General features: G+C 55.0%; 17 protein-coding genes. 10 read left to right on the top strand and 7 right to left on the bottom strand.

The window, feature by feature from the left end:
• Window positions 1-94: 94 nt before the first annotated feature.
• The 4 genes from galS (at window position 95) to mglC (ending at window position 5,037) form a co-directional block, all read left to right on the top strand.
• Window positions 95-1,117, top strand: a complete 1,023-nt coding sequence (gene galS, locus C3451_RS02585) for an HTH-type transcriptional regulator GalS (protein WP_003859324.1) — start codon at window positions 95-97, stop codon at window positions 1,115-1,117.
• Window positions 1,118-1,412: 295 nt separating this feature from the next.
• On the top strand, window positions 1,413-2,411 hold the full coding sequence (mglB, locus tag C3451_RS02580) for a galactose/glucose ABC transporter substrate-binding protein MglB (protein ID WP_022648695.1): 999 nt from the start codon (window positions 1,413-1,415) through the stop codon (window positions 2,409-2,411).
• 79 nt (window positions 2,412-2,490) lie between these two features.
• Complete coding sequence (gene mglA, locus C3451_RS02575; protein ID WP_003859320.1) at window positions 2,491-4,011, top strand: galactose/methyl galactoside ABC transporter ATP-binding protein MglA; 1,521 nt, start codon at window positions 2,491-2,493, stop codon at window positions 4,009-4,011.
• A gap of 15 nt (window positions 4,012-4,026) precedes the next feature.
• On the top strand, window positions 4,027-5,037 hold the full coding sequence (gene mglC, locus C3451_RS02570; RefSeq protein WP_022648694.1) for a galactose/methyl galactoside ABC transporter permease MglC: 1,011 nt from the start codon (window positions 4,027-4,029) through the stop codon (window positions 5,035-5,037).
• Between the two features lie 127 nt (window positions 5,038-5,164).
• Here the strand turns inward: mglC and sanA are convergent, their stop codons facing one another.
• From sanA to C3451_RS02550, 4 genes are all read right to left on the bottom strand, one after another.
• The gene (gene sanA / locus C3451_RS02565) at window positions 5,165-5,875 is read right to left on the bottom strand and encodes an outer membrane permeability protein SanA (protein ID WP_022648693.1); all 711 of its coding nucleotides are present in this window, start codon (window positions 5,873-5,875) and stop codon (window positions 5,165-5,167) included.
• A gap of 127 nt (window positions 5,876-6,002) precedes the next feature.
• A complete protein-coding gene (cdd, locus tag C3451_RS02560; RefSeq protein ID WP_022648692.1) occupies window positions 6,003-6,887 on the bottom strand; it encodes a cytidine deaminase in 885 nt (294 codons plus the stop codon).
• 128 nt (window positions 6,888-7,015) lie between these two features.
• Window positions 7,016-7,711, bottom strand: a complete 696-nt coding sequence (locus tag C3451_RS02555) for a CidB/LrgB family autolysis modulator (protein WP_022648691.1) — start codon at window positions 7,709-7,711, stop codon at window positions 7,016-7,018.
• Window positions 7,708-8,103, bottom strand: a complete 396-nt coding sequence (locus C3451_RS02550; protein ID WP_022648690.1) for a CidA/LrgA family protein — start codon at window positions 8,101-8,103, stop codon at window positions 7,708-7,710. The genes C3451_RS02555 and C3451_RS02550 overlap by 4 nt, the downstream gene beginning before the upstream one ends.
• Before the next feature lie 168 nt (window positions 8,104-8,271).
• On the opposite strand from C3451_RS02550, the gene dusC reads away from it, so the two are divergent.
• The 3 genes from dusC (at window position 8,272) to C3451_RS02530 (ending at window position 11,775) form a co-directional block, all read left to right on the top strand.
• Entirely contained in the window at window positions 8,272-9,207 is a 936-nt protein-coding gene (dusC, locus tag C3451_RS02545; RefSeq protein WP_022648689.1) for a tRNA dihydrouridine(16) synthase DusC, read from the top strand.
• A 334-nt stretch (window positions 9,208-9,541) separates the two neighbouring features.
• Window positions 9,542-10,960: a multidrug resistance outer membrane protein MdtQ gene (gene mdtQ / locus C3451_RS02535; protein ID WP_045308653.1), complete on the top strand. Its 1,419-nt coding sequence runs from the start codon at window positions 9,542-9,544 to the stop codon at window positions 10,958-10,960.
• Between the two features lie 50 nt (window positions 10,961-11,010).
• On the top strand, window positions 11,011-11,775 hold the full coding sequence (locus tag C3451_RS02530; RefSeq protein ID WP_022648687.1) for an SDR family oxidoreductase: 765 nt from the start codon (window positions 11,011-11,013) through the stop codon (window positions 11,773-11,775).
• A 101-nt stretch (window positions 11,776-11,876) separates the two neighbouring features.
• On the opposite strand, the gene C3451_RS02525 is transcribed toward C3451_RS02530, so the two are convergent.
• Window positions 11,877-12,449, bottom strand: a complete 573-nt coding sequence (locus C3451_RS02525; RefSeq protein ID WP_022648686.1) for a DedA family protein — start codon at window positions 12,447-12,449, stop codon at window positions 11,877-11,879.
• A 157-nt stretch (window positions 12,450-12,606) separates the two neighbouring features.
• Between C3451_RS02525 and C3451_RS02520 the strand changes: the two genes are divergently transcribed.
• Both C3451_RS02520 and pbpG read left to right on the top strand, forming a co-directional pair.
• Window positions 12,607-13,194: a Yip1 family protein gene (locus tag C3451_RS02520; protein WP_003859296.1), complete on the top strand. Its 588-nt coding sequence runs from the start codon at window positions 12,607-12,609 to the stop codon at window positions 13,192-13,194.
• 167 nt (window positions 13,195-13,361) lie between these two features.
• Window positions 13,362-14,285 (top strand): D-alanyl-D-alanine endopeptidase, encoded by a 924-nt coding sequence (pbpG, locus tag C3451_RS02515; protein ID WP_006811291.1) that lies wholly within the window; start codon window positions 13,362-13,364, stop codon window positions 14,283-14,285.
• A 105-nt stretch (window positions 14,286-14,390) separates the two neighbouring features.
• On the opposite strand, the gene C3451_RS02510 is transcribed toward pbpG, so the two are convergent.
• Together C3451_RS02510 and dld are read right to left on the bottom strand one after the other, a co-directional pair.
• Window positions 14,391-14,945, bottom strand: a complete 555-nt coding sequence (locus tag C3451_RS02510; RefSeq protein ID WP_022648685.1) for a GNAT family N-acetyltransferase — start codon at window positions 14,943-14,945, stop codon at window positions 14,391-14,393.
• A gap of 102 nt (window positions 14,946-15,047) precedes the next feature.
• Window positions 15,048-16,805 carry a D-lactate dehydrogenase gene (gene dld, locus C3451_RS02505; protein WP_124304226.1) on the bottom strand — a complete coding sequence of 586 codons (1,758 nt, stop codon included), beginning with the start codon at window positions 16,803-16,805 and terminating at the stop codon, window positions 15,048-15,050.
• Between the two features lie 189 nt (window positions 16,806-16,994).
• On the opposite strand from dld, the gene bglX reads away from it, so the two are divergent.
• A complete protein-coding gene (gene bglX / locus C3451_RS02500) occupies window positions 16,995-19,292 on the top strand; it encodes a beta-glucosidase BglX (protein ID WP_045620888.1) in 2,298 nt (765 codons plus the stop codon).
• Window positions 19,293-19,382 lie beyond the last annotated feature (90 nt).

Raw genomic sequence — 19,382 nt, 5'->3', positions numbered from 1 at the left:
CACGTAGTCTCCTCTCTCTCGCTGCCAAAATAGCCACCTTGCTAAACACAGGGGGTGTCTGTGAGTTGCTGCAATCCTTTTAAGGGTGGTGAATATGATCACCATTCGTGACGTCGCCCGCCAGGCGGGTGTTTCTGTTGCTACTGTCTCCCGCGTGCTGAACAACAGTGCGCTGGTCAGCCCTGAAACGCGTGAAACCGTAATGAAAGCCGTGACCCAGCTGGGGTACCGGCCAAACGCCAATGCTCAGGCGCTGGCGACGCAGGTCAGCGATACCATTGGCGTCGTGGTGATGGACGTGTCGGACGCCTTCTTCGGCGCGCTGGTCAAAGCGGTGGACGTCGTTGCTCAGCAGCACCAGAAATATGTGCTGATTGGCAACAGCTATCACGAGGCTGAAAAAGAGCGTTATGCCATTGAGGTACTGATCCGCCAGCGCTGTAACGCCCTGATTGTGCACTCAAAAGCCCTGAGCGATGAAGAGCTGGCCGGGTTTATGGAGCAGATCCCCGGTATGGTGCTGATCAACCGTATCGTCCCCGGTTATGCGCATCGCTGCGTCGGTCTGGATAACATCAGCGGCGCGATGATGGCGACGCGGATGCTCATCAGCAACGGCCATCAGCGCATTGGTTATCTGGCTTCCAGCCACGGTATTGAAGACGACATGATGCGCCGTGAGGGCTGGCAAAACGCCCTGAAAGAGCAGGGCATTGCGCCGCTGGAGAGCTGGGTAGGTACCGGTTCGCCGGACATGCAGGGCGGTGAAGCGGCAATGGTTGAACTGCTGGGGCGTAACCTTCAGCTGACCGCCGTGTTTGCCTATAACGACAGCATGGCGGCAGGTGCGCTTACCGCGCTGAAAGATAATGGCATTGCGGTGCCGCAGCATTTATCGCTGATCGGTTTTGATGATATCCCAATTGCCCGTTACACCGATCCGCAGCTGACAACGGTGCGTTACCCCATTGCGTCGATGGCGAAACTGGCAACAGAGCTGGCGTTACAGGGGGCGGCAGGGCTGTTAGATCCTGACGCAACGCATTGTTTTATGCCGACTTTAGTACGCCGCCATTCGGTCGCTATCCGACAAACTGTGGCTCCGATCACTAACTGATAACATCACGTGATGTAACCGTTTTCAATCTGTGAGTAAATTCACAGTATCTTAACAAGCCGCTGTCTATGATGTCAGCGTTTTAGGGGCTGAAACACAATGTAACGGTGATTATTCACTTTTACCGTTACCAGAAAGCCTCAAACAACGAATAAAACGCATTTCTGGAGCGTTACCGAACACGGAAGCTGGACATTTTATAAGTGAACTTCGGCGATCAGTAACGTTTTATTAACATCTGCCCGCCGACCGTTTTTCACAAGAACTACCCTGCATAAAAAAAACCGGAGATACCATGAATAAGAAGGTGTTGACTCTGTCTGCTGTCATGGCAAGCATGCTTTTTGGCGCAGCAGCACACGCAGCGGATACCCGTATTGGCGTGACTATCTATAAATACGACGACAACTTCATGTCCGTTGTGCGTAAAGCAATTGAAAAAGATGCTAAATCAGCGCCAGACGTGCAGCTGCTGATGAATGACTCCCAGAATGACCAGTCTAAACAGAACGATCAGATTGACGTTCTTCTGGCAAAAGGCGTGAAAGCGCTGGCTATTAACCTGGTTGACCCGGCTGCGGCAGGTACGGTGATCGAGAAAGCACGCGGCCAGAACGTGCCGATTGTCTTCTTCAACAAAGAGCCTTCCCGTAAAGCGCTGGACAGCTACGATAAAGCGTATTACGTGGGTACTGACTCCAAAGAGTCCGGGATTATCCAGGGCGATCTGATTGCGAAACACTGGGCGGCGAACCCAAACTGGGATATGAACAAAGATGGTCAGATTCAGTTCGTTCTGCTGAAAGGCGAACCGGGCCATCCGGATGCTGAAGCACGTACCACCTACGTTATTAAAGAGCTGAACGACAAGGGCCTGAAAACCCAGCAGCTGGCGTTAGACACCGCAATGTGGGACACCGCTCAGGCGAAAGATAAGATGGATGCGTGGCTCTCTGGCCCGAACGCCAACAAAATTGAAGTGGTCATCGCCAACAACGATGCAATGGCAATGGGTGCAGTTGAAGCGCTGAAAGCACACAACAAATCCGCCATTCCTGTATTCGGTGTGGATGCCCTGCCAGAAGCGCTGGCGCTGGTGAAATCTGGCGCAATGGCCGGTACCGTGCTGAACGATGCTAACAACCAGGCGAAAGCCACCTTCGATCTGGCGAAAAACCTCGCTGATGGTAAAGGCGCTGCTGACGGCACCAGCTGGAAAATTGAAAACAAAATCGTTCGCGTTCCTTACGTGGGCGTAGACCAGTCCAACCTGGCTGAGTTTATCGGTAAATAAGTTATCTGAATTGTCTTCACTGGGCGCAATTCGTTGCGCCCTTTTATAACGCGATATGCGAGGCCAACAAGGTATAATTATGGTCAGCACAACTACTCAGTCGTCCGGTGAATACTTGTTGGAAATGACCGGTGTTAACAAGTCATTCCCCGGTGTTAAGGCGCTCGATAATGTTAATTTAAAAGTTCGTCCTCACTCTATTCATGCGTTAATGGGTGAAAACGGTGCGGGTAAATCAACATTATTAAAATGCCTTTTTGGGATCTATCAAAAAGATTCTGGCAGCATTCTTTTTCAGGGAAAAGAGATCGACTTCCATTCAGCGAAAGAAGCGCTGGAGAACGGTATCTCGATGGTACACCAGGAATTAAACCTGGTTCTACAACGTTCAGTTATGGATAATATGTGGTTGGGCCGCTATCCAACCAAAGGTGTCTTTGTCGATCAGGATAAAATGTATCGCGACACCAAAGCCATTTTCGATGAGCTGGATATTGATATTGACCCGCGCGCACGCGTCGGGACATTATCCGTTTCCCAGATGCAGATGATCGAAATTGCCAAAGCGTTCTCCTATGATGCGAAAATCGTGATCATGGATGAACCGACATCGTCATTAACGGAAAAAGAGGTTAACCACCTTTTTACCATCATCCGTAAGCTGAAAGATCGCGGCTGCGGCATTGTCTATATCTCACATAAAATGGAAGAGATCTTCCAGCTGTGCGATGAAATTACCATCCTGCGCGATGGCCAGTGGATTGCCACCCAGCCGCTGGAAGGGCTGGACATGGACAAGATCATCGCCATGATGGTTGGCCGTTCATTGAACCAGCGCTTCCCGGATAAAGAAAACAAGCCGGGCGAAGTGATTCTGGAGGTGCGTAACCTGACCTCACTGCGTCAGCCGTCCATCCGCGATGTCTCTTTCGATTTGCACAAGGGCGAGATCCTTGGTATCGCAGGGCTGGTGGGCGCTAAGCGCACCGATATCGTGGAAACCCTGTTTGGTATCCGTGAGAAAGCCGAGGGCACCATTACCCTGCACGGTAAGAAAATCAACAACCACAACGCCAATGAAGCCATTAATAATGGTTTTGCGCTGGTGACGGAAGAGCGGCGTTCCACCGGTATTTACGCTTATCTTGATATTAACTTTAACTCGTTAATTTCTAATATTCGCAATTACAAAAACAAGGTCGGGTTGCTGGATAATTCCCGCATGAAGAGCGATACCCAATGGGTGATTGACTCCATGCGCGTGAAAACGCCGGGCCACCGCACGCAAATTGGCTCACTCTCGGGAGGGAACCAGCAGAAAGTCATTATTGGTCGCTGGCTATTAACCCAGCCTGAAATACTGATGCTGGATGAACCTACGCGCGGTATCGACGTGGGTGCAAAATTCGAGATTTACCAGCTGATCGCAGAGCTGGCGAAAAAAGATAAAGGGATCATTATTATTTCTTCCGAAATGCCGGAATTGTTAGGGATCACAGACCGTATTCTGGTTATGAGCAATGGTCTCGTTGCCGGTATTGTTGAAACCAAAACGACAACGCAAAACGAAATTTTGCGTCTTGCGTCTTTGCACCTTTAAGATCAGGGGCTCCTCATGAGTGCGTTAAATAAAAAAAGTTTTCTCACTTATCTGAAAGAAGGCGGTATTTACGTTGTTCTTTTAGTCTTGCTGGCGATAATTATTTTCCAGGACCCAACGTTCTTAAGTCTGCTGAACTTAAGTAATATTCTGACCCAGTCTTCCGTACGTATTATCATCGCGCTGGGCGTGGCTGGGCTCATCGTTACCCAGGGGACAGACCTTTCGGCAGGGCGCCAGGTGGGTCTGGCGGCGGTTATTGCGGCAACCCTGTTGCAGTCGATGGAAAACGCCAACAAGGTGTTCCCGGAGATGGCGACCATGCCGATTTTCGTGGTGATCCTGATCGTATGCGCCATCGGCGCGGTAATTGGCCTGATTAACGGCATCATCATTGCTTACCTGAACGTGACGCCATTCATCACCACGCTTGGCACGATGATCATCGTTTATGGTATCAACTCCCTGTACTACGATTTCGTCGGCGCGTCTCCAATCTCTGGCTTCGAAAGCGGCTTCTCGACCTTCACGCAGGGGTTTGTTGCGCTGGGCAGCTTCCGTCTCTCCTATATCACCTTCTATGCGCTGATTGCGGTGGCGTTCGTCTGGATCCTGTGGAACAAAACCCGCTTCGGTAAAAACATCTTTGCTATCGGCGGCAACCCGGAAGCGGCGAAAGTCTCCGGCGTCAACGTGGCTCTGAACCTGCTGATGATTTATGCCCTGTCCGGTGTGTTCTACGCCTTCGGCGGAATGCTGGAAGCAGGCCGTATCGGCTCTGCCACCAACAACCTCGGTTTTATGTACGAGCTGGATGCGATTGCGGCCTGCGTGGTCGGCGGCGTCTCCTTCAGCGGCGGCGTGGGTACCGTGCTGGGCGTGGTGACCGGTGTGATCATCTTCACCGTGATCAACTACGGCCTGACCTACATCGGCGTGAACCCGTACTGGCAGTACATCATCAAGGGCGCGATCATTATCTTCGCGGTTGCCCTGGATTCACTGAAGTACGCGCGTAAGAAATAAGTTCTTCAGAATGGAAAGGCCCGCTCACGTAGCGGGCCTTTTTTTGCCCGGTGGCGCGACGCTTATCGGGCCTACAAAATCGCGATCGTAGGTCGGGTAAGGCGAAGCCGCCACCCGACGTCAGTTATTACTTCTTCTGCATTTCCAGCAGCTGCTCCGGCGTCACCGCCGGATAACCTTGCGCATTTTCAGGCACTTCGTGCATCGTTGGGATCGGCACCAGCGGGCCTAAAAAGCGCGGTTCACGTTTGAACAGATACAGGTCAGCCAGCGCGCCAAAACGGGCGCCAAACTCGCGTACGCGCACGCTCAACATATCCTTTGGCGACGGCACGGCGTAGCACTGGGCCTGGATCCCCATATGCAGGGCGATAAACAACGCCCGCTCGCAGTGGAAACGCTGGGTGATGATGATGAAATCGTTGGTGTCGAACACCTTGCGGGTACGCACGATGGAATCAAGCGTGCGGAACCCGGCGTAGTCGAGCACGATATCGGCCGGGTCGACGCCTGCGGCAATCAAATCTTTGCGCATCGTCACCGGCTCGTTATAGCTTTGCAGGGCGTTATCGCCGCTTAACAGCAGATAGTTCACCTTGCCGCTGTTATAGGCGTTCAGTGCGCCCTGAATACGATACCGGTAATACTGATTGATGACGCCGGTGCGGTAATACTTGGCGGTGCCAAGCACCACGCCAACCTGGCGGTAGGGGAGGTCCTGTAGGTCATCAAAAATGTAGGGAGCTGTTTTCCAGCTCATCCAGCGGTCGAGACCCAGCACGATCAACAGCAGTATGCCGACCAGGACAGACAGGCTGTAAAACACGCGCTTTAACATGCAGATGGCTCTTACCGATGATGAAATTTCCCTCAGGCTACTGTACCCGCCTGGTTAGCGCAAGAAACAGCGATTCAACTGAGGGGTTTTTCGTCAGACTGGCGGGCAAATTTGCCCGCCGAACAGATTATGCCAGCAGCACGCGGTCGATGGTTGAACAGCCCAGCGCTTTCAGCGTGGCTGCGGTCGCGTCCCACTGGATCAGCGGTGCATCGGCCTTTTCAGCGAGGATCGCGCGCTGAATATCCGGGTAGTCATACCCGTTCAGGCTGAGCAGGTTCAGGGCGCCCTGGAGCGGAGGCAGCGTCGGGTTAAACGCGGCGTTCTCTGCATAGCTGCCGGTGAAGATGCGGCCGTCGCGGCACTGAAGGGCGACGCCGCTTGGTGATTTGCTGTATGGCGTGTGGCTTTTATTGGCGGCGGCAATGGCCGCTTCGCTGAGCGCATCCCCTGAGAGCGCGTAACCGTGGTCCTGCTCGTCCATCAGCAGGGTTTTGATCTCAAGATCTTTAGGGCCAAAAGCATCCGGCAGGTAATCACCCAGCGTATGCGGCGCGCGTCCCGGCAGGTTGATACGCAGTTCAAGACCGCTGTTCAGCTCATTCATAAACTGGCGGCAGTGGCCGCAAGGGGTATAGTTGACGGTGATGGCGCGCAGGGCCTTTTCGCCGCGCAGCCAGGCGTGACTGATGGCACTCTGCTCCGCATGAACGGTTTGCTGCATGGTCGCACCGAGAAATTCCATGTTCCCGCCGAAGTACCAGGTCCCGCTCACGCCGCGCGCAATTGCGCCTACGTTAAAATGGGAAAGGTCAGCGCGGGCGCAAGCAGCCGCCAGCGGAAGCAGGGCGAAAGCCAGCGCGTCTTCGTCCAGCCCCGTTGCCTGTTTAAGCGTCGTGACCTGATCTGCCGTCAGCAGGGCGGGGAAATGCGCATCCGCCAGAACCGGAGCCAGGGCTGATTGCAAATTCTCTGCAAGCTGAGAGAAAGCAGCTTGAAAACGTGGATGCATGACGTTGCCTCATCAAGGTTAATGGATCGGTAGTGTACGGAGCCGTACGGCCTTTATATGTGATCCAAATCTCATTATGTATGCAACTTATGAAATGAAAATGAAATTTGCGCGACGCATCGCAAATTTTAGCCCATTACTGCCAGAATAATCGGGAAGATAAACGGCGCAAGCAGGGAGGTTATAATCCCGCAGATCACCAGCGCCAGCGAGCTGAATGCCCCTTCCTGATAATCCAGCTCCGCGCAGCGTGCGGTGCCCAGCGCGTGCGAGGCGGTACCCATCGCCAGACCGCGCGCCGCTTTGGTCCGGATTTTCATGATATTCAGCAGCGTATGACCAAACACCGCGCCCAGGATACCGACGAAAATCACGCACACGGCGCTGATGGCCGGAATGCCGCCGATGCTGCCGCCCACGGCCATGGCAATCGGCGTAGTAACGGATTTAGGCAGGATAGAGGCGGCGATCTGCGGCGATGCGCCCATCAATAAGGCCACCGAGGTACCAGTGATCATCGCAACAAGGCTACCCACAAAGCAGATGGTAATGATGGATTTCCAGCGCGCGCGGATCTGATGCAGTTGCTCATATAAAGGAAACGCCAGCGCCACCACGGCAGGCTGCAACAAATCGTTGAGGATCTTGCTCCCGGCGAAGTAACGTTCATAAGAAATGCCGGTGAGCAGCAGAAAAGGAATAATCACCACCATGGCGACCAGCAGCGGGTTGAGCAACGGCATTTTGAAACGAACCGCAAGCTTACGCGCAGCAAAGAACACCACCAGAGTTAACGGCAGGGACCACCAGATATTCGCCATCATTTTTTTGTTTTCTCCCCGATGACCTTACGTTCGCCATGCACAATGTGTGAGCTCCAGCTGACAACCAGGAAAACCACCAGCGTACTGATGGCGCAGGAGACCACTATCGGGCCGAACTGCGCCTTAAGCACATCGTAATACTGCATAACCCCAACGCCGATAGGCACAAAAAGCAGGGCCATATAGCGAATGAGAACGAAGCACCCCGGGTTGACCCATTTCGCGGGCAGCACCTGTAATGCCAGCAGCACAAACAGGATCAACATGCCGATAATGCTGCCGGGGATGGTAATAGGCAGCAGCGACGCGATAAAAATGCCGGCGTACAGGCAGGCATAAATCAGGACGAAGGCGCGAAGGTATTGCCAGATAGTATTCAGTGATTTGCTCATGGTGAAAGTCCTTGCTGAGACGTATTCATCATACAATTAAACCTGAAAATGTGCCACGGATCACATCATGAATTTTGGGCATACCAGACATTCCTGAATGGAACGCCGGGCTTTCAACATACATAGAGAGCAGCTACTATAGCGCGTCTTTTTTCACAGGTACTCAGAATGCGTGTTTTACTGGCCCCGATGGAAGGCGTGCTCGACTCTCTCGTGCGCGAGCTGCTTACCGAGGTGAACGATTACGATCTCTGCGTGACGGAGTTTTTGCGCGTGGTCGATATGTTGCTGCCAGAAAAATCATTTTATCGTCTCTGTCCGGAATTGCATCGTCAGAGCCGCACCCCCTCCGGTACGCTGGTGCGCGTCCAGCTGCTCGGCCAGTATCCTGAGTGGCTGGCGGAAAACGCCGCCCGCGCGGTAGCGCTTGGCTCGTACGGTGTCGATCTTAACTGCGGCTGTCCGTCAAAGCTGGTCAACGGCAGCGGCGGCGGGGCGACGTTACTCAAAGATCCGGAATTGATTTATCGCGGCGCAAAGGCCATGCGTGAGGCGGTGCCATCGCATCTGCCGGTGACGGTCAAAGTGCGTCTGGGATGGGACAGCGGCGACAAGCAGTTTGAAATTGCCGACGCGGTGCAGCAGGCGGGCGCCACCGAGCTGGTGGTGCACGGGCGAACCAAAGAGGATGGTTATAAAGCCGAGCGCATTAACTGGCAGGCGATTGGCGAGATCCGCAAACGGCTTACTATTCCGGTGATTGCTAACGGCGAAATCTGGGATTATGAGAGCGCGCAGGCCTGCCTCAAAGAGACCGGCTGTAATGCCGTGATGATTGGCCGCGGTGCGCTGAACGTGCCGAACCTCAGCCGGGTGGTGAAATACAATGAGCCGCGGATGCCGTGGGCGGATGTGGTGAAACTCCTGCAAAAATACACGCGGCTGGAAAAGCAGGGCGATACCGGGTTGTATCACGTCGCGCGCATTAAGCAGTGGCTGAGTTATTTACGGAAAGAGTACGACGACGCGCTGGGATTATTTCAGGAGATCCGTACGCTACAGACGTCGGCGGATATTGCCCGTGTGATCCAGTCGAAGCACTGAGCGAAGTGTGAATACGTTTGCCCGGCGCGGAGCCGGGCAAACGTATCAGAAAATCATTTTGAATACACCGGTTACCACCAGCAGCCCTATCAGAAATATAATCAAAATAACCCACAATAATATTTTCATTCGCCTCTCCTGCGTATGTCTGTCGTCAGTAAGTGTAGCAGTCAATTCATAATTGGTATGAATAGGTGAAATTAAATCATTCGCTTGGGGAATAAATTTCCGGATATGAAAATGTATAACAATATGCGGATTGCCACGCGTTACTAAAAAACGGAACGTCAGTAAGCGTAAGTTGCGCCTTTATTTTTTTTGAGTTTATGGCGTAATGAAACGTTCTCTTACTTTATCTCTGAGTGCTCCCCTTATTTTTATGCTGTCCGCCTGCGCGCCGGAACATGCCACGGTGTCTCCAGTGAAAACGCAAGCCGCCGCCGCTGCTGTAAATACCCAACTAAGTCATGCCGACTGGCCAAAAAACGAATGGTGGAAAGATTTTAATGACCCTCAGCTTAACGCGCTGATTGCTAAAGCGCTGGCGGATGCACCGGATATGCAAATTGCCCGGCAACGCATCACCCTGGCAGAAGCACAGGCGAAAGCCGCTGTCGCTGCTGATGGTCCACAAATGGATTTTTCCGCAGATGTGGAACGGCAAAAGATGTCGGCAGAGGGGCTGATGGGGCCATTCGCCCTGACTGACCCGGCGGCGGGGACAACCGGACCCTGGTACACCAACGGCACCTTTGGTCTGACGGCCGGATGGGATCTGGATTTATGGGGTAAAAACCGCGCCCAAATTGAGGCCCGCATCGGTAAAGTGAATGCGCAAAAAGCGGAGCTGGAGCAGACCCGACAGCTGCTCGCCAGCAGCGTCGCGCGGCTGTACTGGGACTGGCAGACCGAGGCCGCGGTGGGTGACGTGCTCGCGCAGATCAAACGGGAGCAGGAAAATATCATCGGTGCCGATCGTGAGCTTTATCAGCACGGCATTACCTCCTCGGTGGAAGGCGTTGAAACAGATATCAATGCCAGCAAAACCGATGAACAGCTCGCTGACGTGCACGGCAAAATGAAGGCCATTGAGGCGCGTCTGAATGCATTGACCAATACCCCTTCAGTCACGCTCGCCCGGCATGCCTTACCTGACGCAGAGGCGTCGCTGCCGTCAACGCTCGGTTATGAGCTGCTGGCTCGCCGCCCGGATTTGCAGGAGGCGCACTGGTATATCGAAGCGTCCATGAGCGAAGTGGATGCCGCCAGAGCCGCGTTCTACCCTGACATCAATTTGATGGCGTTCTTGCAGCAGGATGCATTGCACCTTAGCGACCTGTTCCGCTCATCTGCTCAGCAAATGGGCGTAACCGCGGGTCTGACGCTGCCAATTTTTGACAGCGGTCGGTTAAATGCGAACCTGGATATCGCCCAGGCGCAAAACAACCTTTCCGTGGCGAACTACAACAAGGCCGTAGTGGACGCCGTAAACCAGGTTGCCCGGACGGCCAGCGAAGTAGAAACCCTGACCGCCAAAAATCAGCACCAGCAGCAGATCGAAAAAGATGCGGCGCGCGTCGTTGCGCTGGCACAGGCGCGCTTCAGCGCGGGGATCATTGCCGGCTCGCGGGTGAGTGAAGCAAAAATTCCGGCGCTCAAAGAGCGTATTGCCGGGTTGATGCTGAAAGGTCAGTACGTGGATGCCACGCTCCAGCTCACCTCCGCGCTGGGTGGCGGATATCATCACAGCTAAAATCGCGCATTATCTATACTTACCTCTTTGCAGATTTTCAGGAGGTGAGTATGACGCGAGTCGCAATTGTTACCGCATCGGATTCAGGAATTGGCAAAACGACGGCCCTGATGCTGGCCGAACGCGGGTTTGATATCGGGGTGACCTGGCATTCAGATGAGGAAGGGGCGCTGGCAACCTGCCGTGAAATTGAAGCGCGCGGGCAGCGTGCCGAGGCCATCCAGCTCGACTTAAGCAATTTGCCGGAAGGCGCAAAGGCCATTGAAACCCTGATTACGCGTTTCGGGCGGCTGGATGTGCTGGTAAACAATGCCGGGGCGATGAACAAAGCGCCATTTCTGGACCTGTCGTTTGACGACTGGCGGCACATATTTACCGTTGACGTGGACGGCGCGTTTCTCTGCTCGCAAATCGCGGCGCGTCAGATGGTGAAGCAGGGAGAAGGGGGGCGGATCGTGAACATCACCTCGGTGCATGAACATACACCATTGCCGGACGCCAGCGCCTATACGGCGGCCAAACATGCCCTGGGCGGGTTAACAAAATCGATGGCGCTGGAGCTGGTTAAACATAAGATTCTGGTGAACGCCGTTGCGCCTGGTGCGATCGCCACGCCGATGAATGATATGGACGACAGCGAAGTGAAAGAAGGTTCAATGCCGGAAATCCCGCTGGCACGGCCAGGGCATACCAAAGAAATAGCCAGCCTGGTGGCGTGGCTGTGTGACAGCGACGCCAGCTACACCACCGGGCAGTCGTTTATCGTCGACGGCGGTTTTATGCTGGCGAATCCGCAGTTTAAGCCAGCAGAATAAACATTCCCCTCACCCCAGCCCTCTCCCCAAAGGGGAGAGGGTGTATAGAGTTCCCTCTCCCCTTTGGGGAGAGGGGTAGGGTGAGGGGCAGCAGGCCGCACTCACTCTTCATCCCGCCGCTTTTCACGATGCTTGAGCCACAGCCGTACCCCAATCACCACCGCAACAACCAGGATCAGCCAGGCCCAGTGTTTAAGATGCTGATCGAGATTATGCAGCCACGGGCCTATCACTTCGCCACCCACGTAGCCAAGCGTGGTAAAAATCAGCGCCCAGGCAATCGCCCCGATAATGTTCAGCGGCAGGAAAATTTTCGGCGGTAAGCGGCTCGCGCCAATCAGTATTGGCCCAATGATGCGAAAGCCATACATAAAGCGGGTGCCAATCACAAACATATAGGGATGCCGCTGGATAAGCCGCTGAGCACGACGAATTTTCTTTTGATGCTTAGCAAAACGTTGTAAAAGCGTCGGACCAAAGCGCAGACCCAGAAAGTAGAGCAGCTGGTCGCCAATCATACCGCCCAGTGCGACGGCGGCGACCACCAGCGGGAATTTCAGCAATCCCTGATGTGCGGCCACTCCGCCCAGCAGCGTGATAGTTTCACCCTCTGCCACGCTGCCGATGACCAGCGCGGCGTATCCATATTGTTCAATAAGACCGTTGATATCCATTAAGTAAATGTCGTCTCCCTTACTGTGCCTGCGTTAATCATATACCCCATCCATCAACCACGCGGCAATCAACGGAAATTTCCCACTGTACATAAAATAATCTAAAGCCTGCATTATACTTTAGCTATCGCTGACGGGCCGACAACAAGGGGGCGTTATGAACCATGTCTGGGGACTTTTCTCCCATCCCGATCGTGAAATGCAGGTCATCCGTAACGAGAACGAAACGGTCGCGCATCACTACACCCACCACGTCCTGCTGATGGCAGCGGTGCCGGTGGTCTGCGCGTTTATTGGTACTACGCAAATAGGCTGGAACTTTGGTGACGGCACCGTGGTTCAGCTTTCCTGGTTTACCGGACTGTACCTGGCCATTCTGTTTTATGGCCTGATGCTGGCCGGGGTGGCGGTAATGGGGCGGGTCATCCACTGGATGGCGCGCAACTATCCGCAGCGCCCGTCGCTGGCACACTGTATGGTCTTCGCCGGATACGTCGCGACCCCGCTGTTCTTAAGCGGTATTGTTGCGCTCTATCCACTGGTCTGGCTGTGCGCGCTGATCGGTACGGTTGCCCTCTTTTACACCGGTTATCTGCTGTATGTAGGAGTGCCAACCTTCCTCAACATCAATAAAGAAGAGGGCCTGAGCTTCTCCAGCTCTACGCTTGCCATCGGCGTGCTGGTCCTTGAGGCGCTACTGGCCCTGACAGTTATTCTTTGGGGTTATGGATACCGTCTCTTTTAAGTCCCCTGCATTGCTGGCGTAAATGCCAGCAATGCAGCATCTGGTTATGATTCTCCGCTGGCGACAACGCACGGTGACCGCTATGATGCCGAAGCCAGCCTGTGTTTATCCGTCGACACAGGCGGTGTACGTCATAACGTGCGTGAATCATTATCAGAAGTCTCATCATGCTGAAATTTCGAGTGTCACTCCTTAGTCTTGCGCTACTGTTGGGCGTCTCCGCTACCGCGCCAGCCATCGCCAAAACGCCCGCAGTTGCCACCGCTGCTGCGCAACCCCAGATTGCGTCCGGCAGCGCGATGATCGTTGACCTGAATACCAACAAGGTGATCTACGCCAGTCACCCGGATCTGGTGCGCCCGATCGCTTCCATAACCAAAGTCATGACCGCGATGGTGGTGCTTGATGCACGACTGCCGCTGGACGAAAAGCTAAAAGTGGATATCAGCCACACGCCAGAGATGAAAGGGATCTACTCTCGCGTGCGTCTGAACAGTGAAATCAGCCGTAAAAATATGCTGCTGTTGGCGCTGATGTCCTCAGAGAACCGCGCGGCGGCGAGCCTTGCCCACCATTATCCTGGCGGTTACGACGCGTTTATCCGCGCGATGAATGCCAAAGCCAAAGCGCTGGGGATGAAAAATACCCATTTCGTGGAGCCAACCGGTCTGTCGATCCATAACGTCTCGACGGCGCGTGATTTAACCAAGCTGCTGATCGCCAGTAAGCAATACCCGCTGATTGGTCAGCTCAGCACCACGCGTGAGGAGATGGCGACATTCTCGAACCCGGCGTATACGCTGCCGTTCCGCAACACTAACCATCTGGTGTATCGCGATAACTGGAATATTCAGTTAACCAAGACCGGATTTACCAATGCGGCAGGGCACTGCCTGGTGATGCGCACCGTGTTTAACGGTAAACCAGTGGCGCTGGTGGTGATGGATGCCTTCGGCAAATATACCCACTTTGCGGATGCCAGCCGCCTGCGCACCTGGATTGAAACCGGGAAAGTGCAGCCGGTGCCGGCTTCAGCGCTGGCGTATAAAAAGCAGAAAGCGGAACAGATGGCGACGGCGCAGAACGACTGAGTCGCCTGTCTGTGCCGGGTGGCGGCTTCGCCTTACCCGGCCTACGGCCCTAAAGCGGCCCCGATACGTAGGCCCGGTAAGCGGAGCGCCACCGGGCGAAAGCGCCTACTCCGGCAGCGTCCAGTCACCATCGTTGAGTGGACGCTGCATGATCAACGTATCCCGCCAGTCGCCCTTCTTATACCCCACGCTGCGCAGTTGACCGACAACCTCGAAGCCATGTTTTTTATGCAGCCGTAACGATCCCGCATTATTGTTTCCGTCACCGACCACAGCAATCATCTGCCGCCAGGGACCTTGCTCACACCGTGCAATCAGGGCATCCATCAGCGCCGAGCCAAACCCGCGCCCGGTGGTGCTGGCATCCACATAGATGGATTCCTCAAGGGTGTACCGGTAGGCCTGACGTGGACGATAAAACGTGGCGTAGCAGTAGCCGACGACAATGCCGCGATACAGCGCAACCAGCCACGGTAAACCGCTGTCGGTCACACTCTTCATCCGCTGACGCATCTCATCGACGGTGGGGGGAACTTCCTCGAAGGACGCACGGCCATGAAGCACATGCCAGGCGTATATCGCCGAGATGGCATGTGCATCGTCAGGAAGGGCGTCGCGCACCTCGATTTCAGTTTCGGGTAAAATCTCTACAGCCGACATGTTCTGCCCGCTCCTTGTTTGGAAAGCCAGAGAAACGTTTCTCTGGCAACAGGCAGATACTCTAGTACGATTGAGGAGAGCTTAACAATCTCTTAAATTTGGCTATAGGCGTTCATCAGAGGCTTGCGTATTGTGCTCCTCTGTTTCGGCACTCTCTTTCCAGTATTTCTTCCGCGTTGTCTTACCAATGCCGGGGTTCATACTGTTTGTAGGGTCATTTTTGCGATAAAACTGTTTAAGCGTCTCCGGCGCTTTGTACAAATGCCCCACGTTGTGCTCGGCAGGATATTGCGCGCCACGCTCGTGCAGCAACGCCAGCATCTGCTCTTTCAACGCATGCGCATCCACCCCTTTTTTGACGATGTAATCCTGGTGGAAGACATAGCACATGAAGTGGCCGTAATAGAGCTTGTGCACCAGCTTGCTGTCAATCTCCGGCGGCAGATGTTCAAACCACTCGGTATCGTTGCGACGCAGGGCAATATCCAGCGCCAGAATATCCTCTACCTCTTCGGAATGCACAGCCTGATAACGGATAGCCGCACCCGCCGCGGCGAAGCGGTGCAGGAAGGCTTTGCTGCCTTCTTCCGGCGTGCAGGCGAAGAAATCCCCGTCGGCAGTTTTGAAGAACTCGGTGAGCCAGCTCTGCGCTTCGGCAATTCCGTCCCCGGCCATTTTCAGCAGCAGGTGGTGCTCATACTTATCGCGCCAGGTCTTCATCCGCTCCGGTAAATGCGCCGGGAAGGCGTTGCCCAGTTTCTGCATAAAGCGGTCGGTGAGGTGCGGTTTGAACAGCGATACTTTCTCCAGCATCGCGTCGGTGCGGCCCTTCATGGTGAAGAAGAACGGCATTTTGTCGGTGCCGAGCTTGTCGATCATCAGGAAGGTATCTTTGCCGTAGCGCTCAGCGATGTCATAAATGTCCCGGTGCATATACTCGCCCGCCACCGGCAGGTGAGTGAACTCGGCCAGAATATGACGGCGGATCTCCGTCAGCACCTCCGGCTGATTGGTGCCAATGTAAAACACCTGCTGCTTTTTCTCTGCCGGGAAGGTATCGAGGCGCACCGCAAAAACGGCCAGCTTGCCCGCGCAGCCGGAGGATTCAAACAGGCGATCCGGATCGGCGTTATAGCGCGCTGGCGTATCGGCATTGATATCGCGCACGCGGGTGATGTAATCGTGGTCATGCGCGTGACGGCCATCGTGCTGAACGTCTTCGTCCTTCACGCGGTCATCGTCAAGTTTGCTGAGGATCTGCTCTGGCGTTACACCCAGATCGATCCCCAAATGGTTAACCAGCGTCAGCTTGCCGTTTTCATCGATACGGGCAAACAGCGACATCTCCGTGTAGGCCGGGCCGCGCTGCACCAGCGAGCCGCCGGAGTTATTGCAGATCCCGCCGATCACCGAGGCACCAATGCACGAAGAGCCGATCACCGAGTGCGGTTCGCGACCCAGCGGCTTAAGCGCCTTTTCCAGCGAGTAGAGCGTGGTGCCGGGGAAGGCGAGTACCTGTTCACCCTTGTCCAGCAGGTGCAGTTTGTCGAGGCGCAGGGTGCTGATAATCACGATGTCACGATCGTAATCGTTGCCGTTCGGCGTGGAGCCTTCAGTCAGGCCGGTGTTAGCAGCCTGCATTAAAATAATCTTGTCTGCCGCAACGCAGGCGCTGAGCACGCGCCACAGTTCGAGCAACGTTCCGGGGAAGACCACCGCCAGCGCGTCGCCCTGGCCGGAGCGAAAGCCCTTACGGTAGCGGGCGGTTTTGGCCGGGTCGGTAAGCAGGTGAGAGTGACCAACCAGGCGCGACAGTTCGTTAATAAAAGTAGTGTTATCGTTAGTTCGAACAGAAGACATCTTCCACTCCTTGTGGTGGGGCAAATTTCTCGCTGTAAAGCATAGCGCGATTAGCCGTTGAGCGGTCGGGTATTCATGAGAAAAATCAGAGAATAACCCTGCAAGGTTTTCAGGCTTTGTGGCACACTGCGCTTTTCGCACGGTCTGGCCGGGTGCTTCCCGCGGTTATTGATGAGAGAGAATAACAACATGAAATGGCTATGTTATGTAGGTGTCGCCGTCAGCCTGGCGCTGCAACCTGCGCTGGCAGAGGATTTGTTTGGTAATCACCCGCTCACGCCTGAAGCCCGCGACGCCTTTGTCACGGATTTACTCAAAAAGATGACGGTCGATGAGAAAATCGGCCAGCTGCGCCTGATCAGCGTCGGCCCGGATAACCCGAAAGAAGCCATTCGCGAGATGATCAAAGACGGGCAGGTAGGAGCCATTTTTAACACCGTTACCCGCCAGGATATCCGCAAAATGCAGGATCAGGTGATGGAACTGAGCCGCCTGAAAATTCCGCTGTTCTTCGCCTACGACGTGGTGCACGGCCAGCGTACCGTCTTCCCGATTAGCCTCGGCTTAGCGTCCTCCTTTAACCTCGATGCGGTGAAAACCGTCGGGCGCGTATCAGCATATGAAGCCGCAGACGACGGCCTGAACATGACCTGGGCGCCGATGGTAGACGTCTCCCGCGATCCGCGCTGGGGCCGTGCTTCGGAGGGCTTTGGGGAAGATACTTATTTAACCGCCACGATGGGCAAAACCATGGTGGAAGCGATGCAGGGCAAAAGTCCGGCAGATCGTTACTCGGTGATGACCAGCGTCAAGCACTTCGCCGCCTATGGCGCGGTGGAAGGCGGCAAAGAGTACAACACCGTGGACATGAGCCCGCAGCGCCTGTTTAACGACTATATGCCGCCGTACAAAGCGGGGCTGGACGCGGGCAGCGGCGCGGTGATGGTGGCGTTGAACTCTCTCAACGGCACGCCTGCCACCTCCGATTCGTGGCTGCTGAAAGATGTGCTGCGCGACCAGTGGGGCTTCAAGGGCATCACCGTTTCGGATCACGGGGCGATTAAAGAGCTGATCAAGCACGGCACAGCGTCTGACCCGGAAGATGCGGTACGCGTGGCACTCAAGTCCGGCATCAACATGAGCATGAGCGACGAATACTACAGCAAATACCTGCCGGGGCTGGTGAAGAGCGGCAAGGTGACGATGGCGGAGCTGGACGATGCCGCTCGCCACGTGCTGAACGTGAAATATGACATGGGGCTGTTTAACGATCCTTACAGCCATCTGGGGCCGAAGGAGTCTGACCCGGCAGACACCAATGCTGAAAGCCGCCTGCACCGCAAAGAAGCCCGCGAAGTGGCGCGCGAAAGCCTGGTGCTGCTGAAAAACCGTCTCGACACGCTGCCGCTGAAAAAATCCGGCACCATTGCCGTGGTCGGTCCGCTGGCCGACAGCAAGCGTGACGTCATGGGCAGCTGGTCCGCCGCAGGCGTGGCGGATCAGTCCGTTACCGTGCTGACAGGCATTAAGAGCGCTGTGGGTGATAATGCAAAAGTGGTTTACGCCAAAGGCGCAAACGTCACCGACGATAAAGACATCGTGACCTTCCTCAACCAGTATGAGGAAGCGGTGAAGGTGGATCCACGCACGCCGAAAGAGATGATCGACGAAGCGGTTAACGCCGCGAAGCAGTCCGACGTGGTGGTCGCCGTGGTGGGTGAAGCGCAGGGGATGGCGCACGAAGCCTCCAGCCGGACCGACATCACGATCCCGCAAAGCCAGCGTGACCTGATCGCGGCCCTGAAAGCCACCGGCAAGCCGCTGGTGCTGGTGCTGATGAACGGGCGTCCGCTGGCGCTGGTGAAAGAAGACCAGCAGGCTGACGCCATTCTGGAAACCTGGTTCGCCGGTACCGAAGGCGGTAACGCCATTGCCGACGTGCTGTTTGGCGATTACAACCCGTCCGGCAAGCTGCCGATGTCCTTCCCGCGCTCCGTCGGGCAGATCCCGGTTTACTACAGCCACCTGAACACTGGTCGTCCGTACAACGCCGACAAGCCGAACAAGTACACGTCCCGTTACTTCGACGAGGCTAACGGCCCGCTCTATCCGTTTGGCTATGGCCTGAGCTACACCACGTTTAAGGTCTCTGACGTGAAAATGTCGGCGCCGACCCTGAAGCGTGACGGCAAAGTGACCGCCAGCGTGGAAGTGACCAACAGCGGCAAACGCGAAGGCGCGACGGTGATCCAGATGTACGTTCAGGATGTCACGGCCTCCATGAGCCGTCCGGTGAAACAGCTGCGCGGCTTCGAAAAGGTCAACCTGAAACCGGGCGAAACCAAAACGGTCAGCTTCCCGATTGACGTAAATGCGCTGAAGTTCTGGAATCAGCAGATGAAATACGATGCCGAGCCTGGCAAATTCAACGTCTTCATCGGCGTGGATTCCGCCCGCGTGAACAAAGCCGAGTTTGAACTGCAATAATCTTACCTTTCTCCCTATCCCCCGCCTGGCGGGGGATGCCTCTCATCTGGTACGAAAAACGGTTAAATTCACTGTTTTAAGCTACGCTTT

The sequence above is a fragment of the Enterobacter sp. 301B genome, from assembly GCF_003850715.1.
Taxonomy (GTDB): domain Bacteria; phylum Pseudomonadota; class Gammaproteobacteria; order Enterobacterales; family Enterobacteriaceae; genus Enterobacter; species Enterobacter intestinihominis.
This window is presented reverse-complemented; position numbering and strand designations above follow the sequence as displayed.